19 protein-coding genes are annotated in these 20879 nt (G+C 74.4%); 7 read left to right on the forward strand and 12 right to left on the reverse strand.

Features of this window, described 5'->3' with window-relative positions:
* Positions 1–50: 50 nt before the first annotated feature.
* A complete protein-coding gene (locus FHX44_RS37285) occupies positions 51–1568 on the forward strand; it encodes an FAD-dependent oxidoreductase (protein WP_281287936.1) in 1518 nt (505 codons plus the stop codon).
* Complete coding sequence (locus FHX44_RS37290) at positions 1565–3166, forward strand: bifunctional 3'-5' exonuclease/DNA polymerase (RefSeq protein ID WP_147260052.1); 1602 nt, start codon at positions 1565–1567, stop codon at positions 3164–3166. The genes FHX44_RS37285 and FHX44_RS37290 overlap by 4 nt, the downstream gene beginning before the upstream one ends.
* Here the strand turns inward: FHX44_RS37290 and FHX44_RS37295 are convergent.
* The 4 genes from FHX44_RS37295 to FHX44_RS37310 are packed head-to-tail and all read right to left on the reverse strand — an operon-like array spanning position 3151 to position 5028.
* A complete protein-coding gene (locus tag FHX44_RS37295; RefSeq protein ID WP_147260053.1) occupies positions 3151–3570 on the reverse strand; it encodes a hypothetical protein in 420 nt (139 codons plus the stop codon). The genes FHX44_RS37290 and FHX44_RS37295 overlap by 16 nt on opposite strands.
* Entirely contained in the window at positions 3570–4241 is a 672-nt protein-coding gene (locus tag FHX44_RS37300) for a DUF899 domain-containing protein (RefSeq protein ID WP_147260054.1), read from the reverse strand. The genes FHX44_RS37295 and FHX44_RS37300 overlap by 1 nt, the downstream gene beginning before the upstream one ends.
* The gene (locus FHX44_RS37305; protein ID WP_147260055.1) at positions 4238–4699 is read right to left on the reverse strand and encodes an SRPBCC family protein; all 462 of its coding nucleotides are present in this window, start codon (positions 4697–4699) and stop codon (positions 4238–4240) included. The genes FHX44_RS37300 and FHX44_RS37305 overlap by 4 nt, the downstream gene beginning before the upstream one ends.
* Positions 4696–5028 (reverse strand): ArsR/SmtB family transcription factor, encoded by a 333-nt coding sequence (locus tag FHX44_RS37310; RefSeq protein WP_170309199.1) that lies wholly within the window; start codon positions 5026–5028, stop codon positions 4696–4698. Before FHX44_RS37310 ends, FHX44_RS37305 begins: the two co-directional genes overlap by 4 nt.
* 109 nt (positions 5029–5137) lie before the next feature.
* On the opposite strand from FHX44_RS37310, the gene FHX44_RS37315 reads away from it, so the two are divergent.
* Positions 5138–5464, forward strand: coding sequence for an ArsR/SmtB family transcription factor (locus FHX44_RS37315; protein WP_246170801.1), 327 nt, complete (start codon positions 5138–5140; stop codon positions 5462–5464).
* Positions 5461–5913, forward strand: a complete 453-nt coding sequence (locus FHX44_RS37320) for an SRPBCC family protein (RefSeq protein WP_147260057.1) — start codon at positions 5461–5463, stop codon at positions 5911–5913. Before FHX44_RS37315 ends, FHX44_RS37320 begins: the two co-directional genes overlap by 4 nt.
* 167 nt (positions 5914–6080) lie before the next feature.
* Here the strand turns inward: FHX44_RS37320 and FHX44_RS37325 are convergent, their stop codons facing one another.
* Genes FHX44_RS37325 through FHX44_RS37335 form a run of 3 tightly spaced genes read right to left on the reverse strand, consistent with a single transcriptional unit; the run spans position 6081 to position 9420 of the window.
* Positions 6081–6986, reverse strand: coding sequence for an SGNH/GDSL hydrolase family protein (locus FHX44_RS37325; protein ID WP_147260058.1), 906 nt, complete (start codon positions 6984–6986; stop codon positions 6081–6083).
* Between the two features lie 48 nt (positions 6987–7034).
* Positions 7035–8252: an RNA polymerase sigma factor gene (locus FHX44_RS37330; protein WP_425469212.1), complete on the reverse strand. Its 1218-nt coding sequence runs from the start codon at positions 8250–8252 to the stop codon at positions 7035–7037.
* 19 nt (positions 8253–8271) lie between these two features.
* A complete protein-coding gene (locus FHX44_RS37335; protein ID WP_212612824.1) occupies positions 8272–9420 on the reverse strand; it encodes a geranylgeranyl reductase family protein in 1149 nt (382 codons plus the stop codon).
* Positions 9421–9483: 63 nt separating this feature from the next.
* Here FHX44_RS37335 and FHX44_RS37340 point away from each other — a divergent pair, with 63 nt between their 5' ends.
* Positions 9484–9939: a pyridoxamine 5'-phosphate oxidase family protein gene (locus tag FHX44_RS37340; protein WP_147260060.1), complete on the forward strand. Its 456-nt coding sequence runs from the start codon at positions 9484–9486 to the stop codon at positions 9937–9939.
* Between the two features lie 14 nt (positions 9940–9953).
* Here the strand turns inward: FHX44_RS37340 and FHX44_RS37345 are convergent, their stop codons facing one another.
* Complete coding sequence (locus FHX44_RS37345; RefSeq protein WP_147260061.1) at positions 9954–11297, reverse strand: ABC transporter substrate-binding protein; 1344 nt, start codon at positions 11295–11297, stop codon at positions 9954–9956.
* 309 nt (positions 11298–11606) lie between these two features.
* Between FHX44_RS37345 and FHX44_RS37350 the strand changes: the two genes are divergently transcribed.
* Positions 11607–14351 carry a sensor histidine kinase gene (locus tag FHX44_RS37350; protein WP_147260062.1) on the forward strand — a complete coding sequence of 915 codons (2745 nt, stop codon included), beginning with the start codon at positions 11607–11609 and terminating at the stop codon, positions 14349–14351.
* 36 nt (positions 14352–14387) lie between these two features.
* Here FHX44_RS37350 and FHX44_RS37355 read toward each other — a convergent pair whose 3' ends face one another.
* Both FHX44_RS37355 and FHX44_RS37360 read right to left on the reverse strand, forming a co-directional pair.
* Complete coding sequence (locus FHX44_RS37355; RefSeq protein WP_147260063.1) at positions 14388–15404, reverse strand: acyl-CoA dehydrogenase family protein; 1017 nt, start codon at positions 15402–15404, stop codon at positions 14388–14390.
* Complete coding sequence (locus FHX44_RS37360; protein WP_246170802.1) at positions 15401–16570, reverse strand: acyl-CoA dehydrogenase family protein; 1170 nt, start codon at positions 16568–16570, stop codon at positions 15401–15403. Before FHX44_RS37360 ends, FHX44_RS37355 begins: the two co-directional genes overlap by 4 nt.
* Positions 16571–16669: 99 nt before the next feature.
* On the opposite strand from FHX44_RS37360, the gene FHX44_RS37365 reads away from it, so the two are divergent.
* A complete protein-coding gene (locus tag FHX44_RS37365) occupies positions 16670–18166 on the forward strand; it encodes an NAD-dependent succinate-semialdehyde dehydrogenase (protein WP_147260065.1) in 1497 nt (498 codons plus the stop codon).
* 1 nt (position 18167) lies between these two features.
* Here FHX44_RS37365 and FHX44_RS37370 read toward each other — a convergent pair whose 3' ends face one another.
* Entirely contained in the window at positions 18168–18677 is a 510-nt protein-coding gene (locus FHX44_RS37370; protein ID WP_147260066.1) for a hypothetical protein, read from the reverse strand.
* A complete protein-coding gene (locus tag FHX44_RS37375) occupies positions 18674–20533 on the reverse strand; it encodes a hypothetical protein (protein ID WP_147260067.1) in 1860 nt (619 codons plus the stop codon). Before FHX44_RS37375 ends, FHX44_RS37370 begins: the two co-directional genes overlap by 4 nt.
* Positions 20534–20879: the final 346 nt, after the last annotated feature.

The raw sequence follows: 20879 nt of genomic DNA on the forward strand, positions 1-20879 counted from the left end.
CCCCGCGTGGGCATTCCGGAACTGTCGGGTCCCGCACGTAGGGTCGGCGGGTGAGTCGCGATCCACGCGGGCGGGTGCTCGTACCCGCCGATCCCTCGCTGCCCCGCTCGGCCCCGGCAGGCACCGAGGCCGTGGTGGTGGGCGGCGGGATCGCCGGGGTCTCCGCGGCGATCGTGCTGGCCGAGCGCGGGGTGGCCGTCACGCTGCTGGAGGCGGCACCCACCCTCGGCGGGCGGCTCGGCGCATGGCCGCACACCCTCCCCGACGGCACGGAGCAGGTGGTCGAGCACGGCTTCCACGCCTTCTTCCGCCACTACGACACCTGGCGCGCGCTGCTGCGCCGCATCGACCCGGAGCTGGGGTTCCTCCGCCCGGTCGACGGCTACCCGGTGATCTCCCGCGACTGGCCCGCCGAGGACCTCACCGGCCTGCCGGGCACGCCGCCGTTCAACCTGATCGCGCTGTTCTCCCGCTCCCCCAGCCTCGGGTTGCGCGACCTGCTCCGGTCCCGCCAGACCCTGGCCGCCGAGCTGCTGGCCTACGACCGCGTCCGCACCACCGCACGCTTCGACCACGTGCCGGCGGCCCGGTTCCTCGCCTCGCTCGGCATGTCCGACCGCGCGCAGGCGATGCTGTTCGAGGCGTTCGCGCGCTCGTTCTTCGCCCACCCGGGCGCCCTGTCGGCGGCCGAGCTGATCGCGATGTTCCACTACTACTTCCTCGGCAACCCGCACGGCATCGGCTTCGACGCGCCCGCCACCGACCACCGCACCGCGATCTGGGAGCCGTTCGCGGCGTACCTGGAGAAGCACGGCGCGCAGGTCCGCACGGCCACGCCCGCCCGGTCGATCACACCGGCCGAGTTCCACAGCTGGCGCGTCGAGCTCGACGAGGGCGCACTGCTCACCCGGCACCTGGTTCTCGCCACGGAACCACCCGCGCTGCGGGCCCTCATCGCCGCGTCACCGCAGGCGGCGGCGGTGGCACCGCGCCTCGCGGCGAAGGCCGCGGCGCTCCCGGTGGCGCCGCCGTTCGCCGTCACCCGGCTGTGGCTGGACCGCGACGTCGCCGCCCACCGCGCGACGTTCAACGCGGTGAGCCGCGAGCGCACGCTCGACTCGGTCACGGTCTACTCCCGCCTCGAGGAGCCGTCCGTGCAGTGGGCCGCGCGCACGGGCGGCTCGGTCGTGGAGCTGCACTCCTACGCCTGCTCCGCCCCCGACGCCGCCACCGCGTCCGCGCGCATGCGGGCCGAGCTCGCCGAGCTGTGGCCCGAGACGGCCGATGCAGGTGTGCTGCACCAGCAGCAGCGGATGGAGGCCACGGCGCCGACGTTCCCGCCCGGCGGCGCCGCGTCACGGCTCACCGTCACCGGTGAGGGCCGCGGCGTGCGCGTCGCGGGCGATCACGTCGCCACGCCCTTCCTCACCGGGCTGATGGAACGCGCCGCCGTGTCCGGCGTGCTCGCGGCCAACGACGTGCTCGCCGAGGTGGGCGCCGGCCCGGAGGAGATCCGTGGTGGCCCGCAGCGCGGCCTGCTGGCCGGGCTCCTGCCGCGCCGCCGGTGAGGGTCGCGTTCGACCCGGGGCCCCGCGACGGTGCCCCGCGGATCCAGCGGCTGCACGAGGACGGCAGCCCCGCCGGCGCTCCGGAGGCCCTGCCGGACCTCGCCGCCGTCGCCGCCCTGGAGAAGGCCGAGGCGCCGCGGTGGGTGTTCGCCAGGGCCCGCACCTACCGCCGGCTGCTCGCGGCGGGGGTCGGTGCGCCTGTCGGAGTCGGCCGCGCGCACGACGTCGAGCTGGTCGAGGGCCTGCTCGTCGCCGCCGACGGGCGTTTCGGGCAGCCCCACGGGCTCGCCGCGGCCGTGGCCCGCCTGCACGGCCGCACCCCCGATCCCGACCCGCCCGCCGTCGAGGACGGCCCACCCGCGCTGTTCGACACGGCCGCGCCCGGCGACGAGCTCGCCGACGTGGTGGCGGTGCACGCGGCGCAGCAGCGGGTGCTCGCCGCGGCAGGCCCCGGCATGCGGCTGCTCGCGGCGGCGGAGTCGGCCGGGATGCTCGTGGCCGAGGAGATGACGGCGGCGGGCCTGCCGTGGCGCGCCGACGTGCACGACCGGCTCCTCGTCGAGCTGCTCGGGCCGCGGCCGGTGCTGGGTGGGCGTCCGCCCAAGCTGGCGGCGCTCGCCGAGGCCGTCGACGCGGCGTTCGGACGCCCGGTCAACCCCGACTCGCCCGCCGAGGTGCTGCGCGCCTTCGCCCGCGCCGGGCACGAGCTCTCCAGCACGCGGTCGTGGGAGCTGAAGCAGGTCGACCACCCGGCCGTCGCACCGCTGCTCGCGTACAAGGAGCTCGCCCGCCTGCACTCCGCGCACGGCTGGGCGTGGCTGCGCAGCTGGGTGCGCGACGGGCGGTTCCGGCCGGAGTACGTGGTGGGCGGGGTCGTCTCCGGGCGATGGGCCAGCCGTGGCGGCGGCGCGCTGCAGATCCCCAAGGCGGTGCGGGCAGCCGTGCGGGCCGATCCCGGGTGGCGGCTGGTGGTGGCCGACGCCGCCCAGCTGGAGCCGCGGGTGCTGGCCGCGCTGTCCGGCGACCACGCGCTCGCCCCCGGCGACGAGGACCTCTACACCGCGCTCGCCGCCCGCGAGTTCGGCGGCGACCGGGCCAAGGCCAAGCTCGCGCTGCTCTCGGCGATGTACGGGCAGACCTCCGGTGGTGCCGCCGTCCTGCTCGCCACGCTGCGCCGCCGGTTCCCGGCGGCGATGGCGTTCGTCGAGGACGCGGCGCGGGCCGGCGAGGAGGGCCGCCTTGTGCGCTCGCACCTGGGACGCACCTGCCCGCCCGCTCGCCCTGGCCACGAGCAGCCCGCCGCGGCACGCGCCCGCGGCCGGTTCACCCGCAACTTCGTGGTGCAGGCCACCGCGGCCGAGTGGGCGCTGGTGCTGCTCGCGGAGCTGCGCGGGCAGCTGCGCGCGGCGGGCAGCCCGGCCGAGCTCGTGTTCTTCCAGCACGACGAGGTGCTGCTGCACGCGCCCGCGGAGGTGGCCGAAGAGACCGTCGCCGCGGTCCACACGGCCGCGGCCACGGCGGGGCGGCGTCTCTTCGGCGACTCGCCGGTCCGCTTCCCCATGCAGGCCCGGGTGGTCGAGGGCTACGACGAGCGCTGAGACGTGCGGCGGAACCCCATGTCCATCCAGTGCTCCCACGCGCCGTCCACCGTGCGCTCCCACCGGGCGGTCATCGTGGAACCGGCGACCACGAGCGTGGCGCGCGCGGTCGGCCCGGCGAACGTCCAGACGCCTGCGTCGTCGACGGTCGCCCGCATCAGGGCGGTCCCGCCGTTTCCCTCGAACGAACGCATCAGGAACGCGTCGCCGTCCCGCTCGCCGATCACCTCCAGCACGTTCACCTGCTCGCCGCCCATCCGGACGTCGACGCGATGGACGACGAACCGCCTACCGGGCAGCCACTCGTAGACGTCGGTGCCCGCGATCTCGACGCCCTCGACGGTCCGCCCCGACGACGCCCAGGAACCGATGATCGGTTCCCAGGCCGCGATGTCGGCACCCATCAGTACTCGTCGTGCAGGCGCCACCACTCGTAGGCGGCGGTCTGCGGACGGCCGGCCGGGGTGTCCTCCCAGGTCTCCTGCCGCCCCAGCGGCGTGCGGTCGAGGATCGACCAGACGCTACCGACCGCCTCGACGCCCCGGTCGGCGGTGAAGTAGGTGCGGAAGACCCGGTCCCCGTGACGCAGGAACACGCTGAGGCCGAAGCCCTCGGCGGTGCCGCAGTCGGCGGCGAAGTCGTTGCCCGAGCTGGAGTAGAACGGCACCTGCCAGCCCATGCGCTCGCGCAGCGCGGCCAGGTCCTCGTACCGCGACAGCGAGACGTTGGCCATCGTCGTGTCGCGGGCGTGCAGGTGGGCCAGCTCGCCGATCTGGTCGGTGAACATGCAGCAGCCCTCGCACCAGGGCGGTCCGGCCATGAACTGGTAGACGACGAGCTGGCGGCGCCCCTCGAACAGGTCGAGCAGCGTCGCGGGCCCGGCTGCGCCCTGGAAGGTGTAGCTGCCGAACTCGACCATCGGCATGCGGCGGCGCCGGGCCGCGAGCTCGTCGCCCGCGCGCATGTGTGCCTTCTCCGCGGCGCGCAGCTCGGCGGCCGATTCGGCCCACTCGTCGGGTGTGACGATCGGCGGCAGCGCCTCGGGTGGGAGCTCGGTGCGGGTCGGTGCGCTCATGATCGGTTCTCCTCCTCGGGATCGGTGAGGTGCTCGGTGAGGCGCGCGAAGGCGCTCGACCAGCCCGCGCGGACGCCGTGGCTGGTGTCCTCGCTGGTGAAGCCGGCCTGGTGGAAGGTCATCCCGGTGCGGCCGTCGCCGAGGTCGGCGAGCTCGACGGTGACCACCGACTCCGCGTCCCCACCGGGCTCGCGCCAGGTGAAGACGAGCCGTTCCGGAGCGCGGACCTCCACGTAGAAGCCGCCCGTCGGGAACTCCTGGCCGGTGGCCTCGACGACCATCGTGGCCCGCCAGGTGCCGCCCGGGCGGACGTCCGCGCTGATGGACTCGAGTGGCGTGGTGCAGCCGCGCGGCCCGTACCAGCGGGTGAGGTGCTGCGGGTCGGTCCAGGCCCGGAAGACGAGCTCGCGCGGCGCGGCGAACTCACGAGTGATCGTGAACTCCCGGGTGGTGGTCATGCAGGCCCTCCCTTCTGCAGCTCCTGCAGGTGCTCGTCGAGGCGGTCGAAGCTGCCCTCCCAGAACCGCCGGTAGGTCTGCACCCACTCGGCGACGCCGGCAAGCGGTGCGGCATCGAGCCGGCACGGCCGCTGCTGCGCGTTGCGACCGCGGCTGATCAGCCCGGCGCGCTCGAGGACCTTCAGGTGCTTGGAGACCGCGGGCAGGCTCATCGCGAACGGCGCGGCCAGCTCGGTGACGGTGGCCTCGCCGCCTGCCAGTCGCGCCAGGATCGCGCGGCGCGTGGGGTCGGCCAGTGCCCCGAACACGACGTCCAGCTGATCGTTCACCGCGTACCAAACCTCTCGGTTAATTAACTTCGAGGTTCAGCATAGGCGGCTTGTCAACCTTCAACCGATCGGTTGACCGTTTTGCGGTCGGCGCACTATGCTCAACCGAGTGGTTGAGCAACTCGATGCGGTCTTCCACGCGATGGCCGACCCCACGCGCCGCGCCATGGTGCGCTCGCTCGCCACGGGCGAGCGGACCGTCGGCGAGCTCGCCGCCCCGCACCCGATTTCGCTGGCCGCCGCCTCCAAGCACGTCAAGGTGCTGGAGCGGGCCGGCCTGGTGCGGCGCACCGTGCTCGGCAGGCGCCACGTGTGCCGCCTCGAGGCCCAGCCCCTCGCCGCGGCGAGCCGGCACCTGCGCTTCTACGAACAGTTCTGGACCGAACGCCTCGACGCCCTCGAGGAGTTCGTCACCCGACCCGAGGAGACCCGATGACCCTCGAACCTCGCACCGTCCCCCACCGCGTGACCCTGGTCCGCACCATCGCGGCCTCGCGGGAGGCCCTCTACGCGGCCTGGACGGAGCCGGACCGGATGCGCCAGTGGTACGCCACCGTCGTCGACGCCGACGTGCGCGTCGGCGGGCGGTACCGCATCGAGCTGCACGAGGCCGACGGCACCGTCAACGGCTTCACCGGCGAATACCTGGAGCTCACCCCGCCGTCGCGGATCGCGTTCACCTTCACCCACCACTCCCAGACGCCTGCGGACCGGATCAGCGACGAGAAGGTGGAGGTCACCTTCCGCGAGATCGAGCAGGGGCGCACCGAGCTGACGCTGGTGAACAGCTGGGTCGGCCCGGAGTTCGAGCCGTCGCACTACGACGAGCTGCGCGGCGGCTGGGAGGAGTGGATCAACCGCCTCGAGAAGGCGGTTCAGCACTGACGGCGGAGCTCATGATCAAGGGGTGCGGGCTGTTGCCGTGTCTTCTCGCCGCAGGCGGCGCCGGCGTCGTCATGATCGGTAGGTCGGTGCGACAACGGCCGGATCCGGCCGCCATCGCACCGAACCGCTGATCACGGCTAGAGCCGGCGCGACCCGGCGGCATCGAGTCAGGCGGCCGCGCGGGGGGCCGACTCGCCGACAGCGTCGACGACGATCCCGCCGATCTCCTTCATACCCAGCGCGTTCGGGTGCACGGGTGCCGCGGGTGCGGTCGGCACGAGACCCTCGACCCACTTCGTGCCCGGCGGCTGGCAGGCGTCGTGGCCGATGGACGGGGTGTAGGTGTCCACGAACTCCGCGCCCGCCCCGGCCGCCTCGTCGGCCAGCATCGCGTTGAGCTTCTTCTCCACGCCGCGCAGGTAGTCGACGTCGCCGGGGCTGAACGGCACCACCGGGAAGCAGCCGGGTCCCTCGTCGGGCAGGATCGCGGGGTAGCCGACGAGCAGCACGCGCGCGTCCGGGGATCGCTCGTCGATCGCCGCGATCACCCGGGCCACCTTCGGGGCGGCCTCGTCGATCCGCTGGGCGAGCTGGTCGGTGCCACCCGCGGTGTAGTGGTCCTTGCACGCGCTGCCGGTGGGCTGCAGCGGCGAGCGCGTCGCGCACTCGGTGACGATGTCGCCGAAGCCGATGTCGTTGCCGCCGATCGAGATCGTCACCAGCTGGGTGTCGGGTGCCAGCGCGTCCAGCTGCGGCGGGTTCTTCCCCAGCGGCACGCTCTGGGGCCCGGTGATGTTCTCCGTGGTCGCCCCGCTGCAGCTGACGTCGCGGAAGTCGGTCACGCCCAGGTCCTGCGCCACCACCGACGGGTAGTTCCGGTCGGAGCGCAGGCACCCGGCCGGCTCGCCCGTGGGGATGGGCACGAGCGGGCCGGCCGCGTAGGAGTCGCCCAGCGCGACGTAGCGCTGCGCCGGTGCCTGCTCGGGTTCCGCCGCGGCGGGTCCGGCCGTCGCGATCGGGATGGCCGTGGCGAGCAGGAGCGGGGCGACCCATCGGGCCGGGGAGCGGCGCACATCGACACAACGACGATGTGATCGTCTCGATACTCCCGGGGACGGGGTTCACCCGAGCCGGGCGGCGCGCTCCTCCAGGTACCGGCGCTCGGGCTCGCTCGTCGTACGCCCGGCCGCCTCGCGGTACGCGGCGCGGGCCCCGGCCCGGTCACCCGCCATCTCCAGCAGGTGGGCACGCACGGCCGGCACGCGGTGGTGCCCGGCGAGCGGGCCGTCGTCGAGGCTGGCGAGCAGGTCGAGGCCGGCCTGCGGGCCCTCGACCATGCCCACGGCGACGGCCCGGTTGAGCGTGACCATCGGACCCGGCGCCACCGTGGACAGCACCCGGTACAACTGCGCGATCTGCGGCCAGTCGGTGTCCTCGGCGCGCTCGGCCTCGCTGTGGACGGCGGCGATCGCGGCCTGCAGCTGGTAGGGCCCCACCGGGGCACGCGCCATGGTCTTCTCGACCAGGGTGATCCCCTCGGCGAGGAGGGCGCGGTCCCAGAGGCTCCGGTCCTGTTCGGCGAGCGGCACCAGCCCGCCGTCGGGGCGCGTACGGGCCGGCCTGCGGGCCTCGGTGATCAGCATGAGCGCGAGCAGGCCTGCCACCTCGCCGTCGTCGGGCAGCAGCCCGTGGACCTGCCGGACCAGCCGCAGCGCCTCCCGCGTGAGGTCCGGCCGGTGCAGGTCCGGCCCGGACGTCGCCGTGTAACCCTCGTTGAACACCAGGTACAGCACGTGCAGCACCGGGCCCAGCCGGGATGCGCGATCGGCCTCGGCCGGCATCGCGAAGGCGCTTCCCGCCACCGTGCGCTTGGCCCGGCTGATCCGCTGGGCGATCGTCGCCTCGGGCACGAGGAACGCGCGGGCGATCTCCGCGGTGGTCAGCCCTCCGACGGCGCGCAGCGTGAGCGCCACCTGCGAGGGCGGCGACAGCGCGGGGTGGCAGCACAGGAACAGCAGCGTGAGGGTGTCGTCCCCGGCGCACGGCTGCTCGGTGTCCGGCCCGGGTGCGGCCTCGTCGAGACCGTCCAGCAGCGCGGACGTGGTCTCGCGGCGCCGCCGCGCGCTCTCGCTGCGCCACTGGTCGGTCAATCGCCTGGTGCCGACCGTGAGCAGCCACGCGCGCGGGTTGTCGGGAACGCCCTCCACCGGCCATTGCACGGTGGCTGCGAGCAGCGCCTCCTGCACCGCGTCCTCGCACGCGTCGAACTGGCCGTGGCGGCGCACCAGTGTGCCGAGGACCTGCGGAACGAGCGGCCGCAGCACGTCTTCGAGCACCACACCCACCACCGTCGCAAGCCTACGGTGAGCTCGGAGCGCGGCGGTGCGGGCTCGCGTAGGCGATGGCGACCCGGGCGAGCGCGTGGAGCGGCGCGGTGCCGCGGCCGAGGCCCAGGTCGACGGCGGCGTCGAAGACGGACTGGCGTCGGGCCGCCGCGAGCACGGCGGCGTCGAGGAACCGGGGGCGGCGCAGCAGGCGCGCCAGCATGGCGCCGTGCGCGTGGTGCCGCTCGAACGTCCGGCGCATCGCCGCCCGGTGCGCCGCGCCCGCCGCCGCACCGAGCAGCGCGGCGCGCCCGGCCAGCACGCCGGAGGCGAGCGCGTCGAAGATCCCCTCCCCGGTCAGCGGGTTGACGAGCGCCGCCGCGTCGCCGGCGAGCAGCACCCGCCCGTCGGGGTGGTGGCGCGGGCCGGTGGACAGCGGCAGGTGATGGCCTCGGACGGAGGCCGGGTCCGGCTCGTGGCCGGGCAGGAGCGCCCGCATGGCCGCCACGAGCTCGGCCCGGGAACCGCTGCCTCGCTTGTCGAAGACCCCGAACCCGACGTTGGCCCCGCCCCCCGGCAGGGGGAACGACCAGGCGTACGCCGGGTAGGGCCCGCGGGCGAACTCGATCACGAGCGTGTCCGGGTCCACCGCCGTGCGCGCGTATCCGCGGACGGCCACCGCGGTGGCGGAGGGCGCCGCGATCGGAGCGCCGATCAGCCTGCGGACGGTGGAGTTCGCGCCGTCGGCGCCGACCACGACGCGTGCGGCGACCGTGCCGTCGAGGACGACGTGGTCGGGCCGCACGTCGAGGCGCCGGACGCGGTGGCGCAGCAGGCGAGCCCCGCGCGCGACGGCGGCGGCCACCAGTTCGGAGTCGAAGACCGTGCGCGGTACGACCCGGTTCGGACGGGTGCAGGTGCGCTCGACCACCCGCCCACCGGGGCTGCGCAACCGCAACCGCGGCACCGGGGGGCCGAGCCGGGACACGCCCGGCACGCCCAGCGCCTCGACGAGGTCGAGGGCGTGGGCGGCGATCCCGTCGCCGCAGGTCTTGTCGCGCGGGAACTCCGCGGCGTCGACCAGCAGCACGCGGGCGTCCGGGCGCAGCTGCAGCGCGCGCAGTGCCGCAGCGCTCCCGGCCGGGCCTGCACCCACCACCGCCACGTCGACCACATCGTCCACGGTGCCGGTTCTACTCGCCCGTCGCCGAGGACGGACGCACCGGGTCGACTACTGTCCGTGGTCATGCGGGAGCAGCGCCGGGGGCGGCGGATCGCGATGACGCCCGAGGAGGTGGAGGCCTTCCTCGCCGAGGAGCGCACGTGCCGGGTCGCCACCGTCGGGCCGGACGGCCCCCACGCCACTCCGCTCTGGTACGCCTGGCACGGCGGGGCGCTGTGGCTGACGTCGGTGGTCCGCAGCCAGCGCTGGACGGATCTGCAGCGCGACCCGCGGGTCGCCGTCGTGGTGGACGCCGGCACGTCCTACGACGAGCTGCGCGGTGTCGAGCTGCGCGGACGGGTCGAGGTCGTCGGGGAGGTGCCGCGCACCGGGGAACCGGTGCCCGAACTCGTCGGCCCCGAGCGGCTCATGGCCGATCGCTACCTGGGCGGGACGTTCGTCCACGACGGGCGGCACGCGTGGCTCCGCCTGGTGCCGGACAAGATCACGAGCTGGGACTTCCGCAAGCTCGGCGCCTGAGCCGGCCGGCGACGTCATCCCGCCAGGGTGGGGAGCGGCTCGACGGCGCCGGCCGCGGGGATCTCCGGGTGCCGGGCGTTGCTGACGATCACCAGCTCGTACGGGGTGGCCGTGCCCGGGCGCCACTGGCCGCCCACGAGCGGCGTCTTCGCGACACCCCGGACCGGTCCGGCGGTGAAGTCCAGCGGCCCGACGACGGTGTCGAGGCGCATCGCGGCGATGGCGTCCGCGATCGCCCTGCGGTCCTCGATCGACCCGACGGCGCGGAGTGCCGCCGCGGCGACCTCGAACAGCGCGTGCGCGAAGCCGATCGGCTGGGACCACTGCCGACCGGTCGCCGTGGTGTAGCCGGCGGCGAGATCGGCCGCGCTCTGCCCGGTGAGGGAAGAGGTGAACGGGTGGCTCGGTGACCACCCCACCTCGGTGGCGAGGTTCAGTGCGGCCGCGCCGATCTCCTCCACGGTGGCCGGGAACTGGATGCCCTTGCCGATCGTCGCGATCCGCGGCTGGTAGCCGTGCTGGGCGGACTGCCGCCAGAACGCGGCGAAGTCCGCCGAGCCGGCGACGCCGAGGAGGACCTCCGCGGACGCGGCGCGGAACGCGCGGATCTGCGCCGAGAAGTCCGGCGCGCCCGCCACGTAGTTGCCGGGGTCGACGATCGTGTAACCGCGCTCGGCGGCGGCGGGCGGGAAGCCGAGGTCCGGACTGCCCCAGGCCATACCGTCGGTGTCGTTGGGCCAGAGCGCGCCCGCTGTCCGGTTCGTCGCCACCTGGTCCCACATGTCGGCGTACACCGCCTGGACGTCCTCGAGCCCCCAGGAGAACAGGTACGTCCACGCGAACCCGGTCTCCGGCCGTCCACCCCGCCCGTAGAGCCACGACTGCCACGGGGTCGCGGTCGCCACGCAGGGCGTGCCTGCGGCCTCGCACTGGTCGCTGACCGCGTTGGTGGTGTCGGACGTGCCCGAGACCAGCATCAGGTGGACGCCGTCGTCGAGGACGAGGCCCGCGGCGACGTCGGCCGCCCGGTTGGCGTCGGACTGGCTGTCGCGCGTCAGGATCTCGACCCGGTGCGGGCGGCCACCGACGTGGACCGGGTTCGCTGCGAAGAACTCCCGCATCGCGGTGACGACGAACCGGTCGGCCTCACCGAACGGTGCCAGCACCCCGGACTCGGGGCTGACGTATCCGATGCGGATCACCTCGCCCGGATCGCCCGCAGCGGGGACCGCGATCCCCGGCTCCGCCGCGCACGCGGCGGCGACCCCGCCCGCGAGAACGCCGATCCCGGCGGCGCGGACGGTGCGCAGGAACTGCCGACGAGTCGGCCGCGAGACGTTGGCTGTGCCGTCCTGCATACCGTCCTCGTGCTCGCCTGCTATCGGTGAACCGTCTGGTGCTTGACCGGTGCGAAGCATCATCGGAAGACATCTGACGTGTCAAACTGGGGATTGCGACACGCGGAGCGTGCTGGCCGCGGGACGGACCACCACCGGTACCCATATCATGACGCAGCGCAGCAGGTGGCCACCCGTTCAGCGCATCGTGGTGCTCGCAGTACCGACAAGCGCGGGTGACACTGGTTACACTGCGACAGCAGGTGATCATGGTGCCCGGCGGCCAGGGCGGGCCGCCTCGCTCCCCAGCGTCCGAGTGGAGAGATCGACGTGACAACGGACGACCGGCCGGCCGCCCGCCGGCGGTCCGCGTGGCCGTCGCCACGACACTGGAGCGTGCGGGTCAAGTTCGCCGTCGTCGTCGTCGTACCGCTCGTCCTCGCGGTTGCGCTGGGCACCATCCGCATCCTCGACGAGGTCGCCGAGGCCTCCGAGCGCGACCTGGTCGCCCGCTTCGTCTCCGCCCAGGGCAAGGTTTCCTCCCTCGTCGTCGACGTGGAACGCGAGCGCTACCGCGCCACGGAGTTCGTCGCGAACGGCCGGGCCGACGGCCGCGCGCTGCAGGGCGTGATCGACGCCGTCGACCAGCGCGCCGCGAAGAGCCGCGACGCCGTGGCGCGGCTCACCGACGACGTCCCGGCGATCGTGCTCGTCCAGCAGCAGGCCGACCAGGCCATCTCCCGGCTCCCGCCGTTGCGCGAGGTGGTCATCCGGTCGAACGCCCCACCGGAGGCCGTCGTCGCGCGGTACTCCGAGCTCCTCGAGCAGCTCGTGCAGCTCGACACCGCGTTGCTGCGCAACATCAACACCTCCGAGGTCACGGGCCTCGCCAACGCACTCGCCGGCCTCGGCGCCGCGCGCAACGAGGCCACCCTGCAGCAGGCCCAGATGGCGATCTCCGTGCACACCGGCCTGTCCCCCACGCTGGCCGCCGACCTGCAGTTCAGCAACGCGCGGCTGGAGACCGCCCTCGCCGACTTCCGGGTGTCGCTCAACGCCCCGCAGCGCGTGCGGTACGCCGGGCTGATCCCGGGATCGGGCAACACCGCCCGCAACGGCCTCGTGCAGGCCGTGCTGGCCGGCTCGCCCCCCGCGGGGGACGGCGTCGCCACCGTCGCCGACGTCTACAGCCGGTTCCTCGGCGAGCTCGACGCGGCCGCGGAGGGGTTGCGCTCGGAGCTGCGCATCGCGGTCTCGGAGCGGCGGCAGAGCGCGCTCGTGGAGGCGTGGGTCAACGCCGTCGTCCTGCTGCTGGCGCTCATACTGGCCGCGGTGATCGTCGGCCTCGTGGCGCGCGGGATGATCGCCTCACTGCGCACGCTGCGCCGCAGCGCCATCACAGTGGCGCAGGACCGGCTCCCGGAGGCCGTGCGGCGGATGCGCCAGGGCACCGCGCCGAACATCAACATCGCCACGGTGCCGGTCACCACGCGCGAGGAGGTGGGCGAGGTCGCCCGCGCGTTCGACGCAGTGCACGAGCAGGCCGTCCGGCTCGCCGCCGAGCAGGCCACGCTGCAGAACAACATCAACGCGATGTACGTCAACCTCTCCCGCCGCAGCCAGGCCCTGGTCGACCGGCAGCTCGTGCTCATCGAGCAGCTGGAGGAGGGCGAGGTCGACCCCGAGCAGCTGTCGGACCTGTTCCGGCTCGACCACCTCGCCACGCGCATGCGGCGCAACTGCGAGAACCTGCTCGTCCTCGCCGGCGCCGACATCCCCCGCCCGTCGGCGGAGCCCACCCCGGTGCTCGACGTGCTGCGGGCCGCGGTCTCGGAGATCGAGCACTACCAGCGGGTGGTCGTGCAGAACCCGCCGGACGCCACGTTCGACGAGAGCGCGGCCAACGACATCCAGCACCTGCTCGCGGAGCTGCTCGACAACGCCACCAACTTCTCGCCCACCGAGAGCCAGGTGGTGATGAGCTGCAGCCAGGCCCGCGACGGCTCGATCCTGGTCGAGATCTTCGACGAGGGCATCGGGCTCTCCCCCGGCGAGCTCAGCACGCTCAACGAGCGACTGCGCAACCCGATCGAGTCCACGGCCTCGGTGGCGGCGTCGCGGCGCATGGGGCTGTTCGTGGTGGGCAGGCTCGCCAACCGGCACGGCATCTCGGTGGGCCTGTTCACCGACTCGATGGGTGCGTCCGCCGGGGCCGGGAATCGTGGCGTCACCGCCCGGGCGACGATCCCGGCCGAGCTGGTGGGCGAGCGCATCAACGAGCCGGACCAGGTCGTGTGGTCCCGCCTCGACCCGGACGCGGCCCCGGTGGTGCCGGCGCGCATCGTCATCCCGCCCGGCCCGGCCCCCCGGGCCCTCGCCGCGAGCGACAACGGCGAGCAGCCGGCTGCGTCAGGCGCAGCGGGCTCCGATGGCGCCGAGCTGCCGTCGGCCCACCCGCATCAGGCACCCCGCCCGCGCTACGACCCCACCAGCGGCGAGACCACCATGCGGCTTCCGGTGGTGCCCGCCCAGCCCGAGTCCCCGGCCGAACCCGAGCCGGCGCCGCTCGCACCCGACCCCGGCGTCGAGATCCGCCTGGAAGCACCCAATCTGTTCGACCCGATCGTCCCGCCGCTCACGCTGCCCGACCCCGCCGAGCCGCGCCCGCGCGACCCGTTCGCGTCCGAAGCGGACGACATCGAAGCCACCCCGATCTTCGCCGAGGTCACCTCGGGCTGGTTCCACGCGCCGGCCTCCCATGACCGCGAGCCGGTGTCCGTGGGGGTCGGGGCTCGCGGCCGCCAGGACCCGGCCGCGTTCGTCACCTCGGCCGATGCGGTGTGGCAGGCCGCCCGCGCGGCCACCGAGAGCCAGCCCGCCGGCTTCACCCACGCCGGCCTGCCGAAGCGGGTGCCCCGCGGGCGGCTCATGCCGGGCAGCGCCATGCCGGGTGAGCCGCCGCCGTCGATCTCGGGGCGCGACCCCGAGGCCGTCCGCGGGCGGCTCTCGACCTTCCAGCGCGGGGTGCGCCACGGGCGGCACGCCCGCACCGAGGAGGACAGCTCCTACAGCTAGTGCCCCGCAGGCCAACCAGGTGCGCCGGTCAGGGCCCTACGAGCCCGTGATCAGCGGCCACAGACCGGATGGCCCGGCCGCGAGGACCGTGCTGCCGAGCTCGGCGTTCCACTCGGCGTCGGAGCCGTCCTCCTCCCGCCAGGCCCACAGCCGGGTGGTCCACAGGCGCAGGTCGTGCTCGCGGGTGAAGCCGATCGCGCCGTGCACCTGGTGCGCGATCCGGGCGACGGCACCCGCGGCCTCCCCGGTGCGTGACTTGGCCGCCGCTACGGCGAGCCGGGTGGATGGTGCCGCGAACCCGGCGTCGGCGGCTGCGCGCGCGGCGGCCGATGCGGCAGCCGATGCCGCGGCCACCTCGCCCGCGGCGAGCGCCAGCTGCTGCTGCACCGCCTGGAACCGGCCGATCGGGCGGCCGAACTGGACCCGCTCGCCCGCGTAGCGGACGCCGGCGGCCAGCGCCCCGCGCGCCGCACCGGCGAGCAGCAGAGCGCGTCCGAGCGCGCCGCGCAGGCGCAGCTCGGCAGCCACGCCGTCGGGCGCCGCGACGACCGCCGCGGCGGGCCCGTCGACCCGCACGGTGTCGCGCGGCTCCTCGGCCAGGTTCGTCCCCTCGGTGATCTCGGCAGCGCCGGGATCGAGCAGCACCACGTGGGCGCCCGTCAACACGGCCACACCGGCCACGGCCCGCGCCCACGGCACCCGGCGCAGCTCGCCGCGGACGGTGGTGCCGTCCACCTCCAGCTCGCCTGCGACGGCGGTGAGCGGCCCGTCCGGCAGCGGGACCCCGGCGGCGTGCAGCAGCCAGCCGGCCAGCAGGTCGGTCTCCACCAGCGGTACGCGGGCGGCGTGCGCGCCGGCAGCGGCGAGCACCACGGCCGCGTCCTCGAGGGTGCCCTCGCTGCCGCCCGCCCCGGCGGGCAGCGTCAGCCGGGCGAGGCCGGTCTCCTCCAGCGTGCGCCACAGCGCCGCGTCGAAGCCGGTGTCGCTCGAGGCCGCATCCCCGAAGACGGACTCGGCGAGCTCCTGCAGCTCCTGGTTGACCGATGTCGTCATCGCAGCCCCAGCCCCCTCGCGACGATCCCGCGCAGCACCTCGTTGGTACCGCCGCGCAGCGTGAAGCCGGGCGCGTGCAGCACCGCGTCGGCGAGCAGGCGCGCGAACCCCGCCTCGGCGCCCGGGTCCGGCGGAGTGGTGACGAGCAGCCGTGCCACGTCGATCACCTCGTTCTCGTACCGCGTGCCGAGCTCCTTGACCACGGCTGCGGCCAGCTCCGGGGCCTCTCCCGATTCCAGGGAGCCGGCCACCGCGAGCGACATCCGCCGCAGCGTCCACAGCCGCGCCACCAGCCCGCCGATCTCCCGTTCGGCGCCGGCGCTGCCGGCCAGCTCCCCGACCAGCGCCACGAGCAGCGGGAACGTCGACAGGAACCGCTCGGGGCCGCTGCGCTCGAACGCCAGCTCGCTGGTGACCTGTTTCCATCCGGCGCCGATCTCGCCGAGCACCATGTCGTCCGGCACGAAGACGCGGTCGAAGACGACCTCGTTGAAGTGGTGGGCGCCCGTGAGCAGCGGGATCGGGCGGATCTGCACGCCGGGCGCGTCGAGCAGCACGATGAACTGCGAGAGCCCGGCGTGGCGGTGCCGCTCGTCGCGTGGCGCCGAGCGGGCGAGGGCGAAGAACGCGTGTGCGTGGTGCGCGCCGGACGTCCACACCTTCGTGCCGGTGAGTTCCCACCCGCCGTCCACGCGGTCGGCGCGGGTGCGCACCGCGGCCAGGTCCGACCCCGCGTCGGGCTCGCTCATCCCGATTCCGAAGTACACCTCGCCCCTGGCGATCCCCGGCAGGAACCGCTGCCGCTGCTCCTCGGTGCCGAACCGCAGGAGCGTGGGCCCGATCTGCCGGTCGGCGATCCAGTGGGCCGCCACCGGCGCGCCCGCGGCGAGCAGCTCCTCGGTGACGACGTAGCGGTCCAGCGCCGATGCGCCGTGCCCGCCGTACTCCTTCGGGATGGTCATGCCCAGCCAGCCCCGCCGCCCCAGCTCCCGGGAGAAGCGCTCGTCCCAGCCCGAGAGCCAGACGTCCGCGCGCGGCGTCCACCGCCCGGCCATCTGCTCCTCCGCGAGGAACGCCCGCACGTCGGCGCGTAACGCGGCCGTCCGCGGCGGTAGCTCGGTCGGCGGTGGCACGAGGTCGGGCAGGCGGTGCAACGTCGCGGTCACCGGCCCATCCTCTGTCATCGTCCAGTGGTGTACCGAGTGGCAGGCCCCACACGACCGTGACGGCTGCGCCACCTGGCCCGGGGTGGCAGCATCGCGGCCATGACGAACGCCGGGACGAATGCCACCAGCAGCTCCACCGCCGAGGCCCGGGTGATCGACGCCGTTCCCACCGGTCTGTTCATCGGCGGGACGTGGCGTCCGGCGGCGTCCGGACGCACCCTCACCGTCGACGACCCGGCCACCGGCAAGGCGTTGTGCGAGGTCGCCGACGCCAGTCCCGAGGACGGGATGGAAGCGCTCGCCGCGGCCGCCGCGGCGCAGCAGTCGTTCGCCGCGATGCCGCCGCGGGACCGTGGGGAGATCCTCCGCAGGGCCTACGAAGTGATCATGGACCGGATCGACGACCTCGCGCTGCTCATGACCCTGGAGATGGGCAAGCCGCTCGCGGAGAGCCGCGGCGAGATCGCCTACGCCGCCGAGTTCTTCCGCTGGTTCGCCGAGGAGGCGGTGCGGATCGACGGCGGCTACGCCGTGGCGCCGAACGGCGCGAGCCGCTTCCTCGTGCAGAAGCAGCCGGTCGGGGTGTCGCTGCTCATCACGCCGTGGAACTTCCCCATGGCGATGGGCACGCGCAAGATCGGCCCGGCGGTCGCGGCCGGCTGCGCGATGGTGATGAAGCCCGCGCAGCAGACCCCGCTGTCGATGCACGCGCTCGCCGCGATCCTCGCCGAGGTCGGGCTGCCCGACGGCGTGCTGAACCTCGTCACCACCTCCGACGCCGGGGGCGTGATGGAGCCCCTGATCCGCGACGGCCGGGCGCGCAAGCTGTCCTTCACCGGCTCGACGGGGGTCGGGCGCAAGCTCCTCGAGCAGTGCTCGGAGAAGGTGCTCCGCACGTCGATGGAGCTGGGCGGCAACGCCCCGTTCCTGGTCTTCGACGACGCCGACCTGGACAAGGCGGTCGAGGGCGCGATGCTGGCGAAGATGCGCAACATGGGTGAGGCGTGCACGGCGGCCAACCGTTTCCTGGTGCAGCGCGGCGTGGCCGAGGAGTTCGCGCGGCGCATGTCCGAGCGGATGGGCGCGCTCGTCGTCGGGCGCGGCACCGAGGAGGGCGTGCAGGTGGGCCCGCTCGTCGACGCCAAGGGCCGCGACAAGGTCGTGGAGCTCGTGCGCGACGCGGTCGACCGGGGTGCCCGCGTGCACGTCGGCGGCGAGCCGGGCGACGGCCCCGGCTACTTCTACCGTCCCACCGTGCTGTCGGACGTGCCCCTCGAGGCGCGCCTCACGTCCGAGGAGATCTTCGGCCCGGTCGCGCCGATCAGTGTGTTCGACGACGAGGACGCGGCCGTGGCCGCCGCGAACGACACCGAGTTCGGCCTGGTCAGCTACCTCTTCACGGAGAACATCAGCCGGGCCCTTCGGGTGTCGGAGCGCCTGGAGTCCGGGATGGTCGGGCTCAACACCGGCTTGGTCTCCAACCCGGCCGCCCCCTTCGGCGGCATCAAGCAGTCCGGCCTCGGCCGCGAGGGTGGCACCGTCGGCATCGAGGAGTTCCTCGAGACCAAGTACGTGGCGATCGGGTTCGGCGGCTGAGTCAGCCTCCCGGCCGCGCCGGTGGCGCGGCCGGGCCGCCGCCCTGGTTCGCCCCGCCCTGGTTCGCCCCGCCCTGGTTGGCCCCGCCGGTGTTGGCGCCGCCCTGGCCTGCGGCCCCGCCCGGTGGCGCAGGCGCGTTCTGCTCGGCCGGGCCGGGAGCACCGGCGGGCGGGGCGTTCGGGTCCGCGGGAGCGGCGGGCTGGTCGGGCTGGTCGTCCGGGTCCGCCACGGCCTGGTCGGTGTTGTCGTCGCTGCCGATCACGGTCACGAAGGTCTCGGGATCGGTCCGGGTGGCGATGGCCTGGACGAGTACGACGCCACCCTGCATCGCCATCAGCCCGACGAGCGCGACGAAGGCGACCGCGGTGGCCCCGTTCAGGACGCGCACGCGCGCCGACTTGCGGTAGTGCCGGGCCGCCGTCGTCTCCACCGCCCAGGCCCGCGCGCCCATCAGGAGCAGGAGCAGCAGCACGGCGGCCCAGACGAGGATGTCCAGCCGAGGGTCGATCATCGCGGCGCTCCCGGGAGCCCGGCGGGTTCGACCTTGCGCAGGACGACGTCGAAGCCGTTCTGGTAGGTGATCACGTACTCCCCCGTGGCGACGATCTGCCGCACGACGTCGAGCGACCACCCCGGCGGCATCAGCTTGAGGTCGCGCCCGTATGCCTCGGTGGACTCGAACGAGAGGATCACGTCCGGGTCCTGCAGGTCGACGCATCGGATCGGGTCGTCGATCAGGTCGGAGCAGCCCTCGATCGAGTTGCCCCGGCTGTGGGTGTCGATGCCGTCCACGGCGTAGGGGCCGACGCCGCTGACCAGCGGCACCACCTCGAGTCCCGGTGGCGTCGTGGCGTACACCTCGCGTGACATCGCCACCTCCTCCGGATAGACGATCATGTACGACTCGTTGCCGCCCCGGATCAGGATGAGCGAGCCGAACAGCACCGCCATGCCGGCGGCGAGCACCTTCTCCATGCCGCGTTTCCGACGCGCCACCCACCGCAGCGCGTCGGTGCCGAGGATCGACAGGATCGGCAGGCCGAACAGCACGATCCGCAGGAACACCTCGCTGCCGTAGCCCTGGGCGGCGAACGCCATGGGCACCGCTGCCAGCGCGATGGGGGTGAGGTCGCGCCTGCGCCGCCAGTACACCCAGAGCCCGGCGATCGCGAGCAGCCACGTCAGGCCCGGCACGACGATGCGCAGCACCTTGACGAACTTCTGCCCCGCGTCCCCGGCCAGGCGGTCCGACACCCCTGCCTGGAGCGCCTCCTCCGCGTTGCCGGAGCCGATGATCATGTCCAGCTGGTTGATCCAGAAGTCGCGGCCTGCGATGAGGATGTACACGACCACGGCGATGATCCCGACGAGGACCAGGCCCCGGCCGCGGAACCGGCCCACGATCGCGAGCACCACCAGCTGGCCGATGATCGCGAACGGGGTGAGCTGGTGCTCCGGGGCCACCGCGATGAGGCACAGCGCGGCGCAGAAGTAGATCAGCAGCAGCTGCCGCGGCGGCAGCGTCGGCCGGTTCGGCGGGGTCAGGGCGGCCACCAGCCAGCGCCGGGGCAACGCCAGCCGCTTCGCCTCCGGGTGCGGTTTGGGCCAGCCGGGCACGCCTGCGGCGTCGGTGCGCCGGGTGGCCAGCGGACCGAGCGCGAACACCAGCGGCGTCAGCATGAGCACGATGCCGGTGGCCTGCGGGGAGAAGTAGTCCTGCTCGATCCAGTTCAGTCCGAGGAACAGCCAGGCGGCGGCCCACGGGGCGCGGTGGCCCCCGAGCATGGAGCGCGCGAGCGCGTAGATGCCGATCGCCCAGACCCCGACGATGACGGGCGGGAACCAGCGCAGCACCTCGTCGAGCTGGGTGGCGCCGGAGGCGTCGCGGAACCACGCCCACTGCGCGAAGAACGCGGGCCAGTAGAAGCGGGCGTCGTAGCCCTCGACGACCCGACCGTCACCGGCCATCGCGTCGACGAAGCCGGAGATCAGCCACGCCGTGGAGAACCGGGCGGCGGGCTCGACCACCGACGGTATGCCGTACGAGCAGAGGATCAGCGTGGCCGTCGCCGTGCCGAGCATCGGGATCCGTGGCCGCGGCGACCACAGCTCCGTGACGCAGGCCGCGACCGCGCACAGCATCGACGCCCACGCCGCCGGGCCGAGGACCTTGGCCAGGCCCCAGCCGTCGAGCTCGGAGAGGTCGGTGGTGGCCGCCGCGATCGGCAGCAGTGCCACCGCGGCGAGCGCGAGCGCGGGTGAGAGCCAGCGGGAGATCCCGACGGAAGGCGGCGCGGGCGGTGGCGTGGGTGGCACGGGTGGCCGCCGCTGTACGGGCAGCGCGGTGGTGCGCTGATCCTCGGGCACGGCGGTGGTGGAGGGTCCGCGGTTCGGGCGGGGGGCCGATGGCCCTGGCGCAGGCCGCCCGGGTGGCGGGCCCGACGGGCGCGCGGACGACGGCGGCCCGGTGGGCGGCGCCCCGGTGGGCGGCCCGGATGGCGTGGGTGACGGGGCCGGGGGGCGTCCCGCCCGCGGGGGCGCGGGGCGACCCGGCTGAGCGGACGGGGTGGGGCGCGGGACATCCGGCCGGGAGGCGTCCGGGCGCGGCTCGGGGCGCACCTGCGGACGAGGCACAGGCGGCTCGCGCCGCGACGACGGGGCCCCGTCGGGCCGGGGGCCCTGCATCGGGGGTCGCCGGCCCGGCGGTGCCGGG

This window comes from Pseudonocardia hierapolitana, from assembly GCF_007994075.1.
Lineage (GTDB): Bacteria > Actinomycetota > Actinomycetes > Mycobacteriales > Pseudonocardiaceae > Pseudonocardia > Pseudonocardia hierapolitana.